A 20,548-nucleotide genomic window follows, 5' to 3' on the forward strand; every position below is an offset into this window, starting at 1 on the left:
AAAGTAGAAGATAACAGATGGGAGTGTTTCTTATGTTACAACAATATCAACGAATCATGGTAGCCGTCGATGGGTCTAGCGAGTCAGAATTAGCCTTCAAAAAAGCCGTGAATGTGGCACAGCGGAATGATTCTGAATTAGTTTTAGCACATGTGATCGACACTCGGGCCTTTCAAACCGTTTCTTCTTTTGACGGCATGCTTGCTGAGCAAGCAACCGAAATGGCCAAACAAACCTTGAAAGACTATGAGGATTATGCCCGCAAACACCAAGTAACTGCTGTCAAAACAGTGATTGAATACGGCTCGCCAAAACCGATCATTGCCAAACAATTGCCCGAAGATCACGACATCGATTTGATTATGATCGGTGCCACTGGGTTAAATGCGGTTGAACGAATCTTTATCGGTTCTGTGTCTGAGTATGTCATTCGCCATGCTGGCTGTGATGTGTTAGTTGTACGGACAGATCTAGAAAACAAAATCCCAGAAAAAGACCACACCAAAGCTTGATAGTGAGACGACCTGCCGACGAACGGCAGGTTTTTTTGTGCAAAAAAAACCGTGACAAAAGCAAAAGAGGCAACGAGCACTTAGGTCTCATTGGTCTTTTTGCCTTTGGTCACAGCTCTTTGACAAGTCGGTTATCCAAACTTGTACAGCAAAAAATGAAAGCAAAGTAATAGGTACTCCTATCTAACCATGTTTCCTTTTGATTGTAAATAGTTTTTCTGAATTTTCTGAATAAATAGTTAATTTATCCATCCTTAAATAAAAAAAGCAAAGCGTCGCTTCCCTTAGGAAAAACGACGCCAAAATCTATGGTGATAATGGGCTATCCAAAGGACGCTGGTCAAGAGGATCACAAAGAAAACCGGACCATTCAATAACCAAAAATCAATCGAAGTCGCAGCAAAGCCATAAAGGATGATAACAATGACGGAAAGAAATAGCGTTGCGACTGTTCCAATGGCTAACCCAAGACTCCCCGCCCCTCTCGTAAACAATTGACTGATATTGGTCCAATCCAAAAGCAGCAATCGATAATCACGAGCAAAATATTTCAAGCACAAAAGAAAACTGCTCCAAAGTGCTCCTACTAGGAAAGAGATAGCCAAAATCAGCGGCATTTTGAATAAAAGCACTGCTGCCAGCACGATGACTGCCGTTAAGCTCAGCTGCAAAACGACGCCAAAGCGGAATTTTTCCCGCAAGTAGCGCTTCATCGATAGCGGCAAGGAGCGGACAAACAAGAAATTCTCCTGATCCAATGAAATCAAATTACTGATAAAAGAAGTCGGGTTGACCATCAGTGCCGCCAAGGCGATCCCCGCCACGAAAACAACACCGATAAACCGCTCATCCAATTCACTTAACTGAATCGCTCCTGTAAACACAAAAGACACTAAGAAAATGATGGGCATCAGCAACGAAGAAGAAAAGACTTGCATGATCAAATTCGGATCACGGATCAACTGCGAATTGTAATTAAACAACAGCTGGCCCAAGCCTTGATTGGGCTTATGTTTCCGACGAACACTCCCTTGGTTAGGCGCCGCGGCTGCCACTTGCTCATAAAACTTCGGCAAGATCAATCGATAGAGGGCAAAAAGCAGCACGCCTGCTGTGGCGATGATCCCTAGCAAGCTAAGCAAACCGGTCGTTTGAAACGGTGCCACCATCACATAATAAAAAGGCAATAAAAAGCTGATCGCTCCCCGGTCTACCACGTCTGTCTCATAAGTATTCACCTGATTCATCATTAAGACCCCGATCACAACAACCAGCATCGTCACGCCTAGCAATAAACTAGTGACCAATTTTTTATGCTTCAAGAAAAACTTGGTGCGGGTCAGGCTGAAGACGATCAAGCTGCAAATGCTGAAGATCAAGACTAAAAACAAGCCGAACAGCAAGAACGCCCATAAGATCGTCAGCAAGAAAAAGACGTTTGCCCGAATCCCTGTCAGGAGAAATAAGACCAACAAAGGAAAAATAAACGGCGCAACGGTAAGAAATACCACCACGATCTTTGCCAGAAAAATTTCACTCTGTCGAAAGGGCAGCGGCAAATACGCTGGCAGATCTTGACTTTCGAAGAAGACATTGTAAATGGACGAAATCCCTTGGGAAAAGCCTAAAATCCCGAACAAAGCGACATAATAGGTAAAAAAGCCCGGCATCTGACTAAAATCCAATGTGATCATCGTCAAACCATAGACTAGCAGAAACACCACTCCAGAAAGCGCATATTGAAACAACAAATAACTGGTCAAGGTCGAACCAGCCTTGCCTTTTTTGCGGGCTTTGTCTGTTAGTTGGGGATTGGCATACCGCAAATTAACGGAGGTCAGCGTCAGAAATTGTTGTTTTCGCATCTACGCTTCCTCCGCTTCTGCAAGAATCGCTTCTTCTTGACTTCTCCCAGTCATTTGCAGATAGATTGTTTCCAAAGAAAGCGACGGATGCTGTGCCAGCAAATCTGCCACTGAGCCATTGTACAGCAGCTCACCTTTTTTCAAAATCGCTAATTGATCACACAACTGCTGGGCGGTGTCTAAGACATGGGTAGAAAAAATCACGGTCTTACCCTTGGCAGCATGCTGTTTCATCATTTCTTTTAAATCATACGCTGCTTGGGGATCTAAGCCTTGCAATGGTTCGTCCAAGATCCAAATGTCCGGATCGGGGATCAATGCCCCAATCAGCAGCGTTTTTTGCCGCATTCCATGGGAAAAGCTAGCGATGGTCTCTTCTTCATGAGACAGCATATCAAACAAGCGCCCTAATTTTTGCAAACGCTCGGCCTTTTCCGCTGCTGGTACTTCATACGCTGCTGCAATCAAGTCCCAATATTCCCCAGCCGTCAGCTGTAAAAACAAATCTGGCGTGTCCGGCACATAGGCAATTTGTTTTTTTATCGCTTCCCGATGTTCCACGAGGGATTGACCGTCAAAAAAGATTTCCCCACTCGTCGGTTGTAAAATACTAACTAAGCTTTTGATCGTTGTCGACTTCCCTGCCCCGTTGTGTCCCAGAAAGCCAAAGATCTCCCCTTGACGAATCGTCAGGGAAAGATCAGACAATGCTTTTTTTGGTCCATATTGTTTCGTCAGATTCTTGATCTCAATCATTTTCCTGCCTCCTTATTCCATACCTATTGTTATCTTACGCTGAAACGTAGTAAAAGAAAAATGTTTATTGCCATTTTTATCAAATCAATTGACAGGAGCTGCAAAAACAAAGATAATAAGAGCACTTTAGGGGAGTAGCACATGGATCGTTCCATGATCTTAGATCAACAGCAAGCGGGAATCCGCTGGTTTAAGATGTTTCTTGCAAGACCTAAGTGGCAAGGGGCCGCTTAGGTCTTTTTGCAGTTTAAAATGGAGGGAAAACAGTCAATGAGTTCAAGTAAAATGAAAAAAGTGACCGCCGGCGGACTTTTAGTCGCCATGGGGGTGGTCTACGGTGATATCGGTACGAGCCCACTTTACGTAATGAAAGCCCTGGTGGAGGATAATGGCGGACTACGCACCTTAACGCCCGACTTTATCTTAGGCAGCGTCTCGCTCGTCTTTTGGACGCTGACCTTGTTAACGACGATCAAGTACGTCTTGATCGCATTAAACGCGGATAACCATGGAGAAGGCGGGATTTTTTCCCTTTATACCTTAGTTCGTAAAAACAGCCGCTACTTGATTATTCCAGCGATCATCGGGGGCGCAGCCCTGCTAGCAGATGGGGTATTGACGCCTGCCGTGACCGTAACCACTGCCATCGAAGGATTACGGGGAATTCCAGCCTTTTTTGATCGCTTCGGCAATGACCAATCGATCATCGTCGGCATCACCTTAGCAATCTTATTGGTCCTCTTTGCCCTGCAGCGCTTTGGGACTGAGTTTGTCGGCAAAGCCTTCGGACCGATCATGCTAGGCTGGTTCACCTTCTTGGGCATCGTCGGTGTGATGAACTTTGCCGGTGACCTTTCGGTGATTCGGGCCCTTGATCCCCGGTATGCGATCAATCTGCTCTTTAGTCCCGATAACAGCGCTGGTCTCTTTATTCTCGGCAATATCTTTTTGGCGACTACTGGTGCGGAAGCCCTCTACTCGGACTTAGGTCATGTGGGTAAGAAAAACATTTATGCTAGCTGGCCCTATATCAAAATCTGCTTGATGCTGAATTACTTTGGTCAAGCGGCGTGGCTGCTGCAAGTCTATCAAAACCCGACTTATCAAGAAATCGAAAACTTGAATCCATTTTTCCAAGCGTTGCCGCAAGGGTGGACAGTCTTTGGTGTCAGCTTCGCCACACTCGCTGCCATCATTGCTTCGCAAGCTCTGCTGTCTGGCTCCTTTACCTTGGTTTCTGAAGCCATCAAGTTGAAACTATTGCCGCGGATGCAAATCATCTATCCGGGTGCGTCTATCGGGCAAATGTATATTCCTGCCTTGAACACCTTGCTGTGGATCGCCTGTTCCGGCGTAGTCTTATTCTTCCAGACCTCTACTCGGATGGAAGCCGCTTATGGATTGGCCATTACGGTAACGATGTTGATGACCACTATTTTGCTGTATTTCTACTTGCACCAAAACAAGAAGACCCGTTTCTTGGCACCGTTCATCACGCTCTTTTTTGCAGCGATCGAAGGCATTTTCTTTATCTCTAGTGCGACGAAATTTTTCCATGGCGGTTACGTTGCCATCTTATTAGCCAGCGTGATCATCGGTGTGATGCTGATTTGGGAATGGGGCAATCGTATTCAAGAAAATGCTGCCGAAGAAGTTGCACTTTCTACCTACATCCCTCAATTGAAACAGTTGCGGGAAGATGATTCTTTGCCATTATCTCAGACGAACGTCGTCTTCATGGTTCCTAAACTGCAAGACGATCAGATCGGTCAGCAGTTCATCTATTCCATTTTAGACAAACGGCCGAAGCGTGCCAAAGTGTATTGGTTCGTCAATGTGGAAGTCACCGATGAACCTTATACGAAAAAATATGAAGTTTCGATGGCAGATACCGATTTTATCGTTAAATTAAAGCTTTATCTCGGCTTTCGGGTGCCGCAAGAAGTCAATCTCTACATTCGCCAAATCATTCAAGAATTGATGAAAGATGGTCGCTTGCCGCTGCAGCCGCAACGCTATTCCTTAACGCCTGGACGCAATGTGGGTGATTTCCAATTCGTGATGATCGAAGAAGAGCTGTCGAATGCAACTGCATTAAGCAAATGGCAGAAGCAAGTCATGCAGACGAAGCTTTTTATCAAACGCCATACTATTTCACCTGAACGCTGGTTCGGCTTAGAATACAGCGATGTGGTTCATGAGACCGTTCCTTTGGTCATCGGTCAGATGAAAGAAAGCTCTCTGACAGAATTACGCATCGAGGAACGCTAAGAAACCGCCAGTACTGGTTGAACTTTCTGATACTTTCAGGTACACTGAAAAGACAAAGACACAAAGGAGGGAAAACGACCATGATGCGCATGACTAAAATAACAAGTAATGAAAATTACCAACGATACCATATCGCATTTAGCCATGCAATTGGTTTTACAGTTGCTGTTGACGGGACGAGTCTGTCCAAAACAGTTAAATTTACGTAAAATCAATGGCCATCTCAAGGTATTTTTCTCAAAAAAATCTGAGTTTAAATAACACTGGCCATGGATATCCATGGCCTTTTTGAGTGGTCTCAAGGAGAGAGATCATGATCATACAAGCAATTGCTATTAAAAAAACCATCGGCGGGAATCCGTTATTTGAGGAGTTATCCTGCCAAATCGAAGCTGGGGAAAAAATTGCCCTAGTCGGCATCAACGGAACGGGCAAATCAACCTTTTTACAAATCTTGACTGGCAGTGAAGGTGTCGATAGCGGCGTTATCAGCCGCCAAAAAGGCTTGAGGATCGGGACGGTCGAGCAAGAGCTGACAGTTTCTGAAGCAACCGTTACCCACTACCTGCTCCATTCTGCAGCTAACATTCAAGAACTCAAACAGCAAATGAGCCATTACGAAGCCTTGATGGCAGAACCCGATACTGATTTAGAGAAGTGTCTGATCCGTTATGGCGAGCTGCAGCAGCGCTTTGAAGAGCTGGGCGGTTATGGATTAGAAGACCGAATTTCCGCGATCTTACAAGGGTTAGGAATTCCCCATCGGCAGGACGCACGGTTAACAGACCTTAGCGGGGGTGAACGGGTCAAAGTCGCTTTAGCCAAAGTGTTAGTCACCGATGCTGACTTGCTGTTACTGGATGAACCAACCAATCACTTGGATCTTTCAAGTATCCGCTGGTTGGAAAATTATTTACAGAATACGAAAAAAGCGGTTCTAGTCGTTTCTCACGATCGACACTTTCTCGATCAAGTCACCACCAAGACCTGGGAACTGGAAGAAGGCGCCCTGATTGAGTATCCTGGGAACTATAGCCGATTTCGTGTCTTGAAAGAAGCTCGCTTGGCGGAGCTGACCAAAAATTACGAACTGCAGCAAAAAGAAGTCCAGCGACTGAAAGTCATGATTCGTCGATTTCGTCAGTGGGGCCATGAAGGAGACAATGAATCCTTCTTCAAAAAAGCCAAAGAATTGGAACGCCGCCTAGCGAAACTTACACTGGTCAAACCGCCAGCGCCCCCGAAAAATCGGCTGCAAGGCTTGGCAAATGGCGGAAAATCAGGTAAAGAGGTGTTCATCGTTCGCGACTTGCACCAGCAATATGCCGATCAGCTCCTATTCAAAGACAGCAGTTTTGCAATCTACCGTGGGGAGCATCTAGCCATCATCGGCGACAATGGTACCGGAAAATCAACCTTACTCACATTACTTCTCGGTGAGGAGCTTCCTAGCGGCGGCACTATCAAGCGCGGCAGCAGCTTACAGATCGGCTATTTGCCCCAGCAGCTGCAGTTTTCCGATCCCGAGAGCCGCCTATTAGCCTACGTCCATACATTGACAGGAAACGAAGAAACGGCTCGTCGGCAATTAGCCAAAAGTGGTTTTTATCAAGGTGATGTGGCCAAACGAATCAAAGATCTATCCGGTGGTGAAAAAATCCGGTTGGCATTACTGAAACTCTTTTTAGAAAAAATCAACGTCCTGATTTTGGATGAACCAACCAATCACCTCGACAGCTATGCCCGAGAAGAAATTGAAGAAATGCTGCAAGATTATCAAGGAACCCTGCTGGCAGTCAGCCATGACCGCTACTTTTTGCAGCAGCACTTCCAAGAAGCCCTGGTCATTGCACAGCAGCAGATCACACGCCAGCCACTAAGCCCATTGATTGACTAAGACATTGATTCGCAACAAAAAAACTTGATTTTCCTACCGTATGCATGGGTTGTTCAATCCATGCATAGGCGGAAAATCAAGTTTTTATTTTTTGATCAATGAATGTTGCCGATCAAGTTGCGGATCGGTTTTCTAGCTAAATACAAGATGATGCCGACAACAACGGCTACTCCGCCGACGATGCCATAGTACATCCCTTCTGTTTGTGGTGTATAGAACCGAGCGATTTGCGCATTGATGGCTTGTGAAGAAGCGTCTGCTAACAACCAAATCGCCAAGGTTTGTGCTTCGAAAGCTTTCGGCGCTAGTTTGGTCGTCACCGACAAGCCCACCGGTGAAAGACACATTTCCCCTGCAATCATGATGAAGAAGCTCAATACCAACCATAATGGGCTGACCCGTTCTTCTACTCCAAACAAGAGGCTTGGCAGCATTAGCAATAGAAAGGACAAACCGGCTAAGACTAAACCGATGGCAAACTTCACTTCTGTCCGTGGCTGACGAGAGCCTAGTTTGGTCCACAACCAGACAAAGACAGGTGTCAGTAAGACGACAAAAAGTGGATTTAAGGTTTGATACAAACTTGCTGGAATATTGATGCCGAATAACGTTGATTGCGTACGGTCAGCAGCAAACAATGCCAAGATCGATGAGCCTTGTTCTTCTAAGGACCAAAAGACGATCGCTGACAAGAACAGCGGAATGTAGGCCAACACTTTTTTCTTTTCATCTGGTGTGACATCTTTCGAACGCAGCATTTTGGTAAAGTAGTAGATCGGCAAGAAAATACCTAGAACACTGATGAAGTTGATGAAGAAATCAACCGTCAGATGGCCCGTTGCAGCAGCTGCGCCAAACAACACTGCCAATGCGAGAAGAACCAGAACGACTGCTCGGAAGAAGGTTTTCTTTTCGGCTGCCGATAAGGGATTCGTTGGCGCGATCGCTACACTTTTCAACGTGGTTTTTCCTTGCACATAATACTGCACCAAACCGATAAACATCCCGATAGCAGCAATCGAAAAGCCTAAGTGGTAGTTGACCTCTTGTCCTAAGATCCCGACGATGATCGGTGCTAACAAGCCACCGATATTGATCCCCATGTAGAAAATTGAGAAACCAGCATCCCGACGGATATCGTCTTTGCTGTATAAATGCCCCACCATCCCCGACACGTTGGATTTCAAGAGTCCGGTTCCGATGACGATCAGCATCATGGACACAAACAACGCTGGAATCCCTAAAGGTGTTGCCAAGACGATGTGTCCTAACATGATCAAGATCCCACCATAAAAGACGGATTTATTTGATCCTAAAAGACGGTCCGAGATCCAACCGCCAACAATACTTGACATATACACTAAGGAACCGTAAATCGACATGATCGCCACAGCCGTTCCTTTTGGCAACCCTAAGCCGCCGTTGGCAACTGCATCGTACATGAAGTACACCAAAATCGCCCGCATACCATAATAACTGAATCGTTCCCACATTTCCGTGAAGAATAACGTCGACAGCCCTCGCGGCTGACCTAAGAATGTTTTTTCTTTTTCCATATGTAATGGCCCCTTATAAAAATTAATGAAAATAAAATAGCGGAATTTTTCTGAAAATTCACAAATGCCAGTTTATTCCCATTTGGCAACTTTTACAAGGGTATTTCCCTGAGAACATCTTGTAAAAAAGGAAGGAAATTTAAATTCAAATGAAAGCAAAATGAGAAGCCATCCACCTAGGTGCAGTATGAGCCAATTTTCATATGTATAATTATTAAATTTTCTGTTTAAAAAATTAGAAAATGGTCTTCACCAATTTTTCTCTCTAGTCCCGTTTTGCGGACTTTCCTACAAAAAAACACATGCAAGCATTTCTCTTGCATGTGTTTCAGCTTCTATTCTAAGAAATGTTTTCGCTTAGCCGCGTAAACGTTCCACATCACGAGCGATCATTAATTCTTCATCTGTTGGGATCAAAAGTACTTTGACTTTTGACTCTTCAGTTGAGATCACTAATTCTTCGCCGCGTTTTGCATTTTGATCGGCATCTAATTCGCAACCAAACCAAGTCATGCCTTTGATAACTTCGCTGCGGACGTGGGCATCATTTTCACCGATACCAGCAGTAAAGACGATCGCATCGACACCGTTCATGGTCGTTACATAGCCACCAATGTATTTACGGATGCGGTCAGTAAAGACGTCATAAGCAACTTTGACTTCTTCTTTGTCGTAGTTTGCTTCTAGATCACGCATGTCGCTGGAAATACCAGTTAAGCCTAATAAACCAGATTTTTTGTTTAAAACATCCACCATTTCATCGATGTTCAAATCTAATTTTTCCATTAAGTAAGGCAAAACAGCAGGATCGATGTCACCTGAACGTGTGCCCATCGTTACACCAGCTAATGGCGTGAAGCCCATTGATGTATCTACTGATTTTCCGCCGTCAACCGCAGTGATCGACGCACCGTTCCCTAGATGGCAAGTGATGATTTTTAATTCTTCGATTGGTTTACCTAACATTTCTGCTGCACGCTCAGAAACATAACGGTGGCTTGTACCGTGGAAGCCGTATTTACGTACTTTAAATTCGTTATAGTACTCTAATGGCAAGCTGTATAGGTAATTGTGTTTTGGCATCGTTGCATGGAAAGAAGTATCAAAAACAGCGACACTGATGATTTCTGGCAAGATTTTTTTGAAAGCAGTGATCCCCATCAAGTTTGCTGGGTTGTGTAATGGCGCAAATTCAGCCAATGCTTGGATGCGTTCCATCACTTCGTCTGTGATCACAACTGAATCAGGGAAATCTTCTCCGCCGTGAACGACGCGGTGACCGACGCCAGTGATTTCATCATAGGCACCTAAAATGTTTAATTCAATCAGTTGATCCAATAACATTTTTACAGCTACTTCGTGATCGTTGATGTCGATGATTTGTTCGAATTTTTGATCTTCCCCATATTTGATGGTAAAGATAGAATCTTTCAAACCGATTCGTTCAACGATTCCTTTAGCGACAACTGTTTCCTCTGGCATTTGATATAATTGCCATTTTAAACTTGAACTTCCAGCATTGATTGCGATTGTTTTTGACATGATGATCTCCTTATCCGAATTATATTACAGATTTGCTGCTTTCCAAGCCGCAAATTGTTCAAAAAGTTTTGTGATGTTCTTTGGTTCTTTCAGTGAGGCTAGCTTGACCAGCAAGACTTCGTCTGCTTGTTTGCTTGTCCCTCCATGGTTTTGTAAAAGCAAAATACTTTTACGTGAATGTTCATTTTTAAAGAGTTCTTCAGGAAGCTGAATCATTCCTTGCAAATAAACCTTTTCTTTCAGCCATTTTTTCAAAAATTCACTCTGTTCCGTTTCCAAGAAGTTGCTTGGTACTAAGAACAAACCGTAACCGCCAGCTTTGACATAGTTCATCGCTTGTTCCATCAACAAATGATGGGCGTAACTGTGCCCTTCTGGAGCCGCCGTAATGAAGCTGCGGGCTTTGTCATCTTGTGGGTAATAGCCCACCGGTAGATCGCTGATCGCCAGATCCATCGGTTCGATCAAAAGCTCTTGCAAGCCATCTTGATGGAACAAATGCAAGGGCGCTTTGGTCCATTCGCCAGTCGCAGCTGCGATCGCCAACAAGGTTTCGTCAATATCCACACCGGTTCCTTCTACTGGACGCTTCGCTAATTGCAGATTCAGCAAGACTGTCAATAAGAGATTCCCCATGCCTACCGATAAATCAAGAAGTTTCACTGGTTGGTCGGCACTACTCAACTGCTCGATCAAATAGACGAATAAAAACCCAAGACTATCTGGTGTCAGTTGGTGATTGGCCTGTAGGCGCTCCGTTTGGCTGCCTTTCAACAAAACCAACTGCGCAAGCTTGCGTTTTTCTTCTGCCGATAGTTCCATTGCTCGAATTTCTTGATAGATGGTTTCTAAACGAGCAGCAGTTGCTTCATCTGGTACCCCATCGATCACGCGAACTTGGTATTGATCAACAAAATTTTCGATCGTCTCTACGTAAGCATCAAAAAAAGACGTTTCCAATGCGTTTTGAAGCAGTTGGATCGCTTCAACGGTCAAATGAAAAGACGTTTCCATTTTTTCTGCGGACATCTTGCACCTCTTTTCAAAACTATAACAACATATATACCTGTTTAATTTTAGCCGATTCATCCAAAATAATCAATCGCTTTCGTTTAGAATAATTTGTGAAGCTGTAAACATTCTTTTTCTATTTCTGTATGAAAAAGGATGGTCGAAACAACCATCCTTTTCCTGTACTATTCTTCTTGGTCATCTGTGTCTATTTCAGGCTGCTCTTCAGGCAACAAAAAGGTAAAAGTAAATCGCCGACTTTTGACATAGCATTCGATCTGTAAGCTCTGTCCTTGCCGTTCATAAGTCAACTTTCCTACATTATAAAACCGTGTCCCTCGATCTTCCAACTCGTTTTGCAAGAATTCCGCATGGAAAAGTTCACTCATAATACGGGCTTCATAGGTTTCAATGGTTTTTGTATAAAAAAGGGCTGTTGTGCGGCTGTTTTCTAACACCAGCAATAACATCAAGCTCAACAGCTGCACAAACAACAATGCTGTGAGTAAAATACCGCCTTTATGCCGCCTCTTGTGAGTGTATTTTCCATTGTCCAATTTTCTGGTCTCCATTCTCAAAGGAAACGGTAAAGCGGATCGCTGCGCCAATTTTCTCAAAAGACACATCTGCCACTTCTGTCAACAACGGTTGATAGCCATTGTTGTCCCGTTTCCGCAACACGCGGTTGATGCGATCGATCGTTACCGAATTGTTTTGACTGCTTCGCAAATATAGCGTGTTCTCGCTGACTGATAGATAGACACAGGTACTTAATTCCCGTTCCAACTGAAACAAAAAAACATGCCATTCTTGATCTTTGCGAGCCATGATCTGCTGATTGACCGGTGCGAGGTGCTTGACGATCCCGCTGATCATCAATAAGCAGATCGCCAATACCCATAAAGACAACAGACACTCCAACAAAGTAAAGCCTTTACTCTTCATACACAATCTCCCAGAGCTGTTCGCCACTTTGGATGCGTGCCTGTTGATGCTGCGCTGCTTGCCAAAAGCGAACTTGATAGACCGTCTGACGCTTCGTCGTGTAGGTAATGGTTGACGCATCAAAGGAGTGGTTCTGGACTTCTTCATACAGCACCCGCAGCATTTGGGCTTTTTCCTGCAATGCCGCACTTTGCGTCAGTGAAGCGGTCTGCATCGCTAAAAACAATAACACACAGGTTGCCAACACCCCAAAGCCAATCAGGCTTTCTGCTAAGATGAACCCGCTATTCAACGATTTTTTCATAGCGTCCGCTCCCAAATAAAAACTTATAGCTGATGGTTTGCTTTTTCTCCTGCCAATAGAAAACGATCCTTCGCAGACTGCTATTGTTGCCGGACTGACTACTAAAAAGAATATCGGGAAACGCCTGCATCGCTAGTTGAGGAGGGACTTCGATCTTGGTGACCGGCTCAGTTGCAGCGCCATAAAATGAAACAGTTGGCGTTGGCGCTGCTTGATAAACGGCTCGGGTTTGTGTGTTATCGATGATGGCCGATTGCTGTATGGTATAGAGGCCTTTTTCTAAGCGTGCACAAAAGCCTAAGACTTCAGCAGATCGTTGATAGTACTCGATGGCCACGACGGGAAAAAAGAGAAACATACTACTGACCATGAGGACCAAAAGGCTTTCTATTAAAGTAAAACCAGCAAAAGAGCAACGTCGACAGCCCTTAGTCCCCTTGCTCATAAATCGCATATTGCTCCTCAGATACATACCCTTCAGCGATCAATTCTTCTCTCGAGGGCTCCCGATTTTCATTCAGACGAAAGAGTTCGATCTGGGTTTCCACCACTTTCACGATGGCCGCATTTCCTTTCTCATCAATGATTCCTCTTTGCTTGGCAAGATTTGGGACAAACAACAAAACCAAAATACTGATCACTAATAAAACAACCAACATTTCAACCAATGTAAAGCCTTTTTTGACACGCCAAATCCCCTGCTTGCGAGAAGATGCGACTTTCTTTTCTATCATTCGATCACTCCTTGGATATTTCCATAGATTGGTAAAAACATAGCGGCATAGATCCCAACGATCATTAAAGCAACCAACAAAAAAATCAGAGGCTGAACCCAGTGAATAGCTTTTTCGATTCGTTGAAACAAGCGATCCATCAATAATTGACTGTATAAAAAAAGCTCTTCTCCTAACTTTCCCCGTACTTCTCCTTGAAAGACGATCAAAGAAAATTCTGGTGTGAGAAACGAGAAATGACGAAGTTTTTCTGGGAGTTCTCCGCCAAGTGTCAAGGTCACTCGCAACTCTCGCGCTAATTCTTGGATCAAGGTAGCTTTATTGGTGTGCTCCATACACTCAATGATCTGTTGGATATCTAACCCTTGCTGAAACAACTTGCCCCATTCCAATGCGAAAAAACTCGTGTGATAACTCGTGTACAATGCTCCGAACAATGGCAGGTGGCTGAAGAATACAGCTTTTTGCAAGGCAGTGCGGCGGGCAAATACCCAGCGGCTGATCACAAAAAGCAGCACACTTACCAACAAGAAGAGGATAAGTACTGCTGGTGCCCAAGTGATGGCGCGAATGCCCCAATGACCTTCGTCGATCATGCCAGAGGCTAACAATTGAGGCATTAAAAAGCGATGCATGCCAAAGAGAGCCGCCACTAAAAAGACCAGTAGCAAAAGCGGATAGGCCGCTACTTTGTACAGCAGCTGTTTTTGCTTGTTGACCAATTTGTGGTAGTCGACCATCCGCCGCAAGGTCGTCGTGAGATTCCCATGACTTTCTGCTAAATAAAGCTGATTTTTTTCGGTAGCCGATAAAGACAACGGCGCTACTGCTGCTGCCAAGCTTTGCCCTTGGGCAAGATGGGCAATCAGCTGTTCGATCACAGGTTCAGAAAACTGGCGACTGCGCAGCAACACTTGGAGGCTTTCTTGTAGGGAAAAGCCACTCTCCAATAACACCGTGAAGGTGACCAAGAGGGCTTCAGTTGCACGGCGTGGTAGCTGGGGCTTCTTTTTCATAAACTTCATCGGTGATCCACCCACTTTCTTTCACTCGTTTTAATACGTGCTGCCACTGTTTTTCCACTTGCCCCTCATAAAAGTGATACGCCAGCAATCCATGGGGTTCGTTGACTTCATTCGGCAACAATCGCTGATAAACGATCCCTTGCAACGCGTGCGCCAGAAGATCGTCTGCCCCTAGCAATCCCAGCAGCCGTGTCTTGGTTTCTGCTACGCCTCGTGCATGGATCGTGGCAAATACTCGATGACCTGTCAGAGCGGCTCGTACAGCGGCTTGCGCCGTCTCTTTGTTACGGATCTCGCCAATCAAAAGCAGGTCCGGACGATGCCGTAAAGACAAGCGAATCAATTCATCATAGTCTTGTCCGATTTTCAAATTGGTCTGCAGCTGCAAAAAATGCGGCTCTTCAATCTCCACAGGATCTTCGATGGTAATGACTTGTCCCTTGGTTGCCCGTGCTAATTGATACATGAGGGTCGATTTTCCTGAGCCAGTGGGACCAGAAAATAAATATAGGCCTCTTTGTTTGGTTGTCTGTTGGATCTGCTGGACGTCTTCTGCAAAAAAATAGCGCAGATGCTCCTTGTTCAAAGGATAAAGAAACCGCATCACGAGACTTTCACGCCCTTGATAATCACCCACCGTTGAGACGCGCAACCGCTGTAGCTGATCGCCTAACAGATAGCTGACTGCGCCTAACTGAGCTTTGCGCCGTTCTCCCACCTCCATTCCTCCTAAAAATTTGAAGCGGGTGATCAGCTGCTGAGCTTCTTCGTTGGTCAGTACTTGATAGGTCTTTCTGAGATAGCTTTTACTGAAAATCACCTCCATCTGTGTACCGCTAGGCAAAATGGCCAGATCCTGCATGCGTTCTTGTCTTCCATAAAGAATCAACTCGTCTGAGAATGCTCGAATATCCACGACTTATCCCTCCTAAAAAGAAATACGCAAACGCTTTGAGAATAGAAAAAAAAGATGAAGCAAATTTGCTTCATCTTTCATCATTCGTTTATTTCTGTGGTTCTTTTGCCACAAATTGGGCTTCCACCCGATAGATCCGCTGCCCGCGGCTTGAGAATTTTTCTTCATATTCAGTCATGATATTGTTCTCAAAGGAACTGTTATGCAAGTCCAACCAAACTTGTTTGATAATCATGCCGTATTGAGAAAAGCTCGCTAAGGAATACTCAAACAATCCTTGGTTATCCGTTTTGAAATGGATCTCGCCGTTGGGACGTAAAATCTGCTCGTCGACTGCTAAAAAGGCTTTGGAAGTCAAACGGCGCTTCTCATGCTTCTTCTTAGGCCATGGATCAGAAAAATTCAAATAGATCTGGTCTACTTCATTGTCTGCAAAATAGTTGGTCAATGCGGAACCATCGACATGCAGCAGTTGCAAGTTCGGGATCTCCTGCTCGATCATTTTATCTAATGCGATCGAAACGACACTAATCTGCATTTCCACACCAATATAATTGATCTCGGGATGAGCTTTCGCCATTTCCGTAATAAATTGGCCTTTTCCCATTCCAATTTCGATATGCAGCGGGTGATCATTGCCAAAGCGTTCATGCCAACGCCCTTTCCATTCAGTAGGCTCTGCAACGACGTATTCTGGATGAGCGTCAATCAGCTCTTTTGCACCTGCACGTTTTCTTACTCTCATGTTTCTTCCTTTCCGAAAAAACAAGATGGAACCAAATTGCCTCGCTCCATCTTCTCTTCATTCGCTATAAATTCGTTTTAATTGTAAAATCTCTGCATTCATGGCTTTGTAATCGCCTCGCAGATAATATTTTTTGACCTCTTGCAGCATACTCAACAATGCGTACCAATAAATCTTTTCGATCACTTCGCTGCTGCTGTGGATACCATAGCGCACGAGCCAATGAGACCAGCCAGATAATGGCACATAGTGACCTAAAATAGTGCCGATATCGATTGCCGGATCTGCAAACATCACGGAATCCCAATCGACTAAATACAAATAGTTTTGACAAACTAGCCAATTTCGATAATTGACATCGCCATGGACGACCGCGGCTTTCTGCTCGTCAAAAGCTGGAATATTGGTTTTTAAATACTCGGTGACCAAATGAATAAAACGGTTTTGGGCGACCGCAGAAGGCAGCTGATCCTGATAATCCATCAGCATCTGTTCAGGCGATCTGACTTGTCCGCCGATTTTGCTTAGCATCTGTGCCAACGTTTTTGAATGATGCAAGTGATACAACACATCAATGACATCATTTCTTTGGCCGATTTCATCGGGATCTAAGACCCGTCCATCCAGCCATTCTTGTGCGGAGAGCGTATCCCCATTTCCCGTCCGTTTCGTCCAGACGAGTTTGGGTGCAATGCCCTCTTTAGAGAGTGCCGCAAGCATCGGGGTCGTATTTCGTTTGATAAAGACTTTGTCGTTGTCCTTGAGCCCGATATAGGCTTTCCCGGTGTCGCCTTTGATTGGCCGCATACGCCAATCTTGATCCAAGCGAATATCCATCCTAGCTTCTCTCCTTATTTCGCAGTACCTCTTATTCTAGCTTCCTAATGGGTCGCCGTCAAGCGCATATGCGTTCGCTTTTTGTAAGAGAGGCCACTTGTGGATCAGGCGTGCATTTTCTTTAATCGCCCTGGCAAGTAGATGCCTAAAAAAAGACCCGCAAACCCTAAGAAGCCAAGAAACGCGATACCGCCTTGCCAAACAAAAGGCAAGCGCAAGCAACAGATCACACCGAAAAGAACTGCGGTCACCAGTAAGAGTGCCCCAAGAATTTTTTTGATCGCTGCGGCTTTTTGTTTTTCTGGCACGGGATACAGATGTGTCAAAACCATGTATTGAAACTCATTGATCAAAGGAATCAGTTGGAAACCGATCAGATAAAGAAACAAGCAGCCGATCAGCAGACTGATCCAAAGCTCATCGACAAAGAATAAGACGAACCCACCAATCAAAGTCAAACGGACATAAAGCCCGCCATATTGCCCCCCACGGATCACTCGGCGCAAGTAAAGATAGAGGTACGTATTGCTGTGCACTGGTTTGATCTTTGCCAGCAGCCAGTCGAGGTATTTGCGCCGTTTGGCTTCCGTCGCGATTTGGGGAACATCTGTAAATAAGTTGATAAACCGATAGATACGCATTAAGCGCGACTGTTCGGCTTGGATCATATAGTCCCAATCCAAAAGCTGGCTATTGGCTTTCAGTCCAAAGAGGAACCAGATTGCTTGGAAGATGCTGATCCCCAATCCTAGCCAAGGTGCTACATAAATACTGGCAAGTGTGGCAGCTAACGCACTTGCGAACCAGATGCCTCGCTGCTGTTTGACTTGCTGCTGAGTTTCTTGATACAAACGAATCCGTTGTAGTGAAAGATCCCCCAGTTTTAAGAGCCACATCATCCCTAAAAAGTATGGGAATGAGGCAAAGGTGCTGTTTGCTGTGACCACGACCAAAGGCATCGTTGCCCCTACGGCTAAAAATAAAACCCCAAAGGGCAGCCAGAGGGAATAACGTAACGCTTGGCTGAGATAACTTGTCATTTGCCCTTCTTTGGCTAACAGAAAAATCAAATCTGCCGGTTTCGTCAGTGTCACTAAGCGTCCCAGCGGTAAAACAAAGAGCCAAACAGCGACCACGATGACGCCGCCTAATGGAAACGGCCGCGGCAATGTTTTTAGCAATTCAGAATAGTAGAGCCCCAGACCTCCGACTAAGAAGGTGCTGATCAAAGCAAAATGATCATTGAAGACATAGCGCAAATAGCGTGTCATCTGTTTTTGATGCCGCTGTAAGCGTTGCGAGAAAAACTGCTTCATGCTTGACTCTCCTTTGTCAGTGCGAGGTACAGATCATCAAGGGAGGCTTCTGGTACTTGAAATTGGCTTCTTAGTTCCGCCAATGTCCCTTGTGCGCGGATCTCACCGTTATGCAATAGGATGAATTTGTCACAATACTTCTCTGCGGTTGCTAAAATGTGGGTGGACATCAAAATAGATGCCCCGGTTTGTTTCATCTCATTCATCAGTTCCAATAACGCATTGATCGCTAAAGGATCTAATCCTAGAAAGGGTTCATCAATGATGTAGACACTCGGCTCAATCAAAAAGGCACACAGTACCATGACTTTTTGTTTCATCCCTTTTGAAAAGTTTGCCGGGAACCAATCGAGTTTGTTTTCTAAGCGAAAGGTTTTTAGCAGGCGTTCTGCTCGCTTCATGGCTTCTTCTTGTGGAAGATCGTAGGCCATCGCCGTCACTTCAATGTGCTCTCTTAAGGTCAATTCTTCATATAAAGAAGGGGTTTCGGGGATATACCCGATTTGTTTGCGGTATTGCTCTGGGTTTTCTTTAAGGGTCAAGCCGTCGATCGTGATGGTGCCGCTATGAGGTTGCAGTAAACCGATGATTTCTTTGATCGTCGTACTCTTCCCTGCCCCGTTCAAGCCGATCAAGCCAACGAGCTCCCCATCGCCGATCGTAAAATCAATATTTTTTAAGACTGGCAGCTGATTATAGCCGCCTGTCACGTTTGCTACTTGTAAAGTCATTTTTTCCCTCCGATTCGCCTGATTATGGCTCTTTGTCAACGTAGGCTCTTTTTGTTCAATTCAGTCAGCTGGCAAAACAGTTGTTTATTTTTCTTTATTCGTGACTTGCAGGATAAATTCATTTTCTCCCACTGTAATGATTTCTTGCGCTAGTTCTTGGCTGCCAAAGCGCTCTTGCCACGTTTGTGCTTCGCTGGCTGGAAAGACGACCATTTGGATGGCACCAGCGGCAAGACGGGTGGTAAAGGCTTGGACAGCGGCTGGTTCGGCATAAGAAACCAGGCTGATCCGCAGCTCTTCTTTTTGATACCCTTGGTCTATTGCCCATGCTTCAACGGCTGCTTCCAATTCACTTTGCACCGCAGGGTCCATTGCTGTTTCAGTGACAATGGCGGCATTGACTACTTCTTCTTGCGGACGTGTCAGAGAATAAGTGATTGAACCAGCAAACACCACAAACAGCGTGATCGCGATCAACCACTCTTTATAGGCATAGGCTAAGTATCGAAGCTTCGCTGAAGTCGTTGTTTTTTTCTGTAAGGTTTCTTTAATGATCGGTTTCATAGGTTCCTTCTTTCCAAATGATTTCTGATATTAAGTCTAGGGTTGTTGGAATCTAAATGCAAGCGTTTCTCGCTTGCTTTTCGCATTTCTTTAAAAAAGCGCCTTTGTTGAAGGACCAGTTGCCTTGTTCCGACTTTTTCAAAGAGGAAACCAGACGAAAAAAAGCAAAATATGGTAAAGTAGAGGTAATAGATCAAGGAGGTTTTTTACAATGGAAAATTGTATTTTTTGTAAAATCAATAATCGTGAGATTCCTAGCTACAAAGTCTACGAGGATGAGCAAGTCTATGCCTTTTTAGATATTTCCCAAGTCACCCCTGGTCATACATTGGTCATTCCCAAAACGCATGTGACGGATATTTTCGAGTACGATGAAACGTTGGCAGCAGCGGTTTTTGCCCGTATCCCTAAGATTGCTCGGGCGATCGAAAAAGCATTCCCTGAGATCGAAGGCTTAAATATCATCAACAACAATAAAGAATTGGCGTACCAATCCGTCTTCCATTCCCATGTCCATTTGATTCCTCGCTACAGCAAAGACGATGATTTCAAGATCCATTTTGGCAATCATGCAGAGAATTACACGGGGGAAGAGCTGGCGGCAATCGCCGAAAAAATTGGAAAGCAGGTGAACTAAATGATCGGTAATTTTCTTAAAGGACTTTTGTTCGGTTCCATCGCCGGCGGTTTAGGCGGTTTGCTTTTTGCACCAAAAAGCGGCAATGAAACCCGTGAAGAATTGATTCGCTATTTAGATGACACGACAGAAGCGACCTTAGAATTCAATGACAGTGTCAAACAGCTCAAAGATGCTGTGATGGTAACCCGCAAAACGATCGACGAAACGATCCCAGTTGTGACCGAATCTTTCACGAAAGATTTGGAAGCCTTCAAATTCCAAGCACAACCGCGCCTTGCTCGGATAAAAACCCAAATGGAACAATTGAATCAGCACATCACGACGATTCAAGCCCAAAGCGCCGAGGATGACAAACAAATCGAAAATTTGTAGTTTTTATGA

Annotated in this window: 22 protein-coding genes; 5 read left to right on the forward strand and 17 right to left on the reverse strand. The window is 44.8% G+C overall.

Annotation, left to right across the window (positions count from 1 at the left end; all coding sequences use genetic code 11):
- Window positions 1-32: 32 nt before the first annotated feature.
- Window positions 33-512, forward strand: a complete 480-nt coding sequence (locus IGI94_RS14480; RefSeq protein WP_086291598.1) for a universal stress protein — start codon at window positions 33-35, stop codon at window positions 510-512.
- 284 nt (window positions 513-796) lie between these two features.
- Here IGI94_RS14480 and IGI94_RS14485 read toward each other — a convergent pair whose 3' ends face one another.
- Window positions 797-2,377 (reverse strand): ABC transporter, encoded by a 1,581-nt coding sequence (locus IGI94_RS14485; RefSeq protein WP_315044416.1) that lies wholly within the window; start codon window positions 2,375-2,377, stop codon window positions 797-799.
- Entirely contained in the window at window positions 2,378-3,133 is a 756-nt protein-coding gene (locus IGI94_RS14490) for an ABC transporter ATP-binding protein (RefSeq protein WP_008382046.1), read from the reverse strand.
- A 270-nt stretch (window positions 3,134-3,403) separates the two neighbouring features.
- On the opposite strand from IGI94_RS14490, the gene IGI94_RS14495 reads away from it, so the two are divergent.
- Window positions 3,404-5,404 (forward strand): KUP/HAK/KT family potassium transporter, encoded by a 2,001-nt coding sequence (locus tag IGI94_RS14495; protein WP_008382045.1) that lies wholly within the window; start codon window positions 3,404-3,406, stop codon window positions 5,402-5,404.
- 313 nt (window positions 5,405-5,717) lie between these two features.
- The gene (abc-f, locus tag IGI94_RS14500; protein ID WP_438899912.1) at window positions 5,718-7,301 is read left to right on the forward strand and encodes a ribosomal protection-like ABC-F family protein; all 1,584 of its coding nucleotides are present in this window, start codon (window positions 5,718-5,720) and stop codon (window positions 7,299-7,301) included.
- 95 nt (window positions 7,302-7,396) lie between these two features.
- Here the strand turns inward: abc-f and IGI94_RS14505 are convergent, their stop codons facing one another.
- From IGI94_RS14505 to IGI94_RS14575, 15 genes are all read right to left on the reverse strand, one after another.
- The gene (locus IGI94_RS14505; protein ID WP_005227746.1) at window positions 7,397-8,857 is read right to left on the reverse strand and encodes a peptide MFS transporter; all 1,461 of its coding nucleotides are present in this window, start codon (window positions 8,855-8,857) and stop codon (window positions 7,397-7,399) included.
- Window positions 8,858-9,214: 357 nt separating this feature from the next.
- Window positions 9,215-10,399 (reverse strand): acetate/propionate family kinase, encoded by a 1,185-nt coding sequence (locus IGI94_RS14510; protein ID WP_005233419.1) that lies wholly within the window; start codon window positions 10,397-10,399, stop codon window positions 9,215-9,217.
- A 24-nt stretch (window positions 10,400-10,423) separates the two neighbouring features.
- Window positions 10,424-11,428 (reverse strand): class I SAM-dependent methyltransferase, encoded by a 1,005-nt coding sequence (locus tag IGI94_RS14515; protein ID WP_008382040.1) that lies wholly within the window; start codon window positions 11,426-11,428, stop codon window positions 10,424-10,426.
- Between the two features lie 167 nt (window positions 11,429-11,595).
- A complete protein-coding gene (gene comGG / locus IGI94_RS14520; protein ID WP_008382038.1) occupies window positions 11,596-11,967 on the reverse strand; it encodes a competence type IV pilus minor pilin ComGG in 372 nt (123 codons plus the stop codon).
- Window positions 11,930-12,355 (reverse strand): competence type IV pilus minor pilin ComGF, encoded by a 426-nt coding sequence (comGF, locus tag IGI94_RS14525; protein ID WP_005233416.1) that lies wholly within the window; start codon window positions 12,353-12,355, stop codon window positions 11,930-11,932. The genes comGG and comGF overlap by 38 nt, the downstream gene beginning before the upstream one ends.
- Window positions 12,345-12,659, reverse strand: a complete 315-nt coding sequence (locus tag IGI94_RS14530; protein WP_438899913.1) for a hypothetical protein — start codon at window positions 12,657-12,659, stop codon at window positions 12,345-12,347. The genes comGF and IGI94_RS14530 overlap by 11 nt, the downstream gene beginning before the upstream one ends.
- Window positions 12,640-13,104: a competence type IV pilus minor pilin ComGD gene (gene comGD / locus IGI94_RS14535; RefSeq protein WP_005233414.1), complete on the reverse strand. Its 465-nt coding sequence runs from the start codon at window positions 13,102-13,104 to the stop codon at window positions 12,640-12,642. The genes IGI94_RS14530 and comGD overlap by 20 nt, the downstream gene beginning before the upstream one ends.
- Entirely contained in the window at window positions 13,088-13,393 is a 306-nt protein-coding gene (gene comGC, locus IGI94_RS14540) for a competence type IV pilus major pilin ComGC (RefSeq protein ID WP_005233413.1), read from the reverse strand. Before comGC ends, comGD begins: the two co-directional genes overlap by 17 nt.
- Window positions 13,390-14,418 (reverse strand): competence type IV pilus assembly protein ComGB, encoded by a 1,029-nt coding sequence (gene comGB / locus IGI94_RS14545; protein WP_016612983.1) that lies wholly within the window; start codon window positions 14,416-14,418, stop codon window positions 13,390-13,392. The genes comGC and comGB overlap by 4 nt, the downstream gene beginning before the upstream one ends.
- On the reverse strand, window positions 14,372-15,334 hold the full coding sequence (gene comGA / locus IGI94_RS14550; RefSeq protein WP_438899914.1) for a competence type IV pilus ATPase ComGA: 963 nt from the start codon (window positions 15,332-15,334) through the stop codon (window positions 14,372-14,374). Before comGA ends, comGB begins: the two co-directional genes overlap by 47 nt.
- Before the next feature lie 88 nt (window positions 15,335-15,422).
- On the reverse strand, window positions 15,423-16,079 hold the full coding sequence (trmB, locus tag IGI94_RS14555; protein WP_005233410.1) for a tRNA (guanosine(46)-N7)-methyltransferase TrmB: 657 nt from the start codon (window positions 16,077-16,079) through the stop codon (window positions 15,423-15,425).
- A gap of 57 nt (window positions 16,080-16,136) precedes the next feature.
- Window positions 16,137-16,916, reverse strand: a complete 780-nt coding sequence (locus IGI94_RS14560; protein ID WP_005233409.1) for a phosphotransferase family protein — start codon at window positions 16,914-16,916, stop codon at window positions 16,137-16,139.
- 104 nt (window positions 16,917-17,020) lie between these two features.
- The gene (locus tag IGI94_RS14565) at window positions 17,021-18,232 is read right to left on the reverse strand and encodes an ABC transporter permease (RefSeq protein WP_438899915.1); all 1,212 of its coding nucleotides are present in this window, start codon (window positions 18,230-18,232) and stop codon (window positions 17,021-17,023) included.
- Window positions 18,229-18,963, reverse strand: a complete 735-nt coding sequence (locus IGI94_RS14570) for an ABC transporter ATP-binding protein (RefSeq protein ID WP_438899916.1) — start codon at window positions 18,961-18,963, stop codon at window positions 18,229-18,231. The genes IGI94_RS14565 and IGI94_RS14570 overlap by 4 nt, the downstream gene beginning before the upstream one ends.
- Window positions 18,964-19,047: 84 nt before the next feature.
- On the reverse strand, window positions 19,048-19,527 hold the full coding sequence (locus tag IGI94_RS14575) for a hypothetical protein (protein WP_005233404.1): 480 nt from the start codon (window positions 19,525-19,527) through the stop codon (window positions 19,048-19,050).
- 211 nt (window positions 19,528-19,738) lie between these two features.
- On the opposite strand from IGI94_RS14575, the gene IGI94_RS14580 reads away from it, so the two are divergent.
- Both IGI94_RS14580 and IGI94_RS14585 read left to right on the forward strand, forming a co-directional pair.
- Complete coding sequence (locus tag IGI94_RS14580; protein ID WP_005233401.1) at window positions 19,739-20,164, forward strand: HIT family protein; 426 nt, start codon at window positions 19,739-19,741, stop codon at window positions 20,162-20,164.
- A complete protein-coding gene (locus IGI94_RS14585; RefSeq protein WP_005227717.1) occupies window positions 20,165-20,539 on the forward strand; it encodes a YtxH domain-containing protein in 375 nt (124 codons plus the stop codon).
- Window positions 20,540-20,548: the final 9 nt, after the last annotated feature.

The organism is Enterococcus sp. AZ149, assembly GCF_051714285.1.
Taxonomy (GTDB): domain Bacteria; phylum Bacillota; class Bacilli; order Lactobacillales; family Enterococcaceae; genus Enterococcus_D; species Enterococcus_D entomosocium.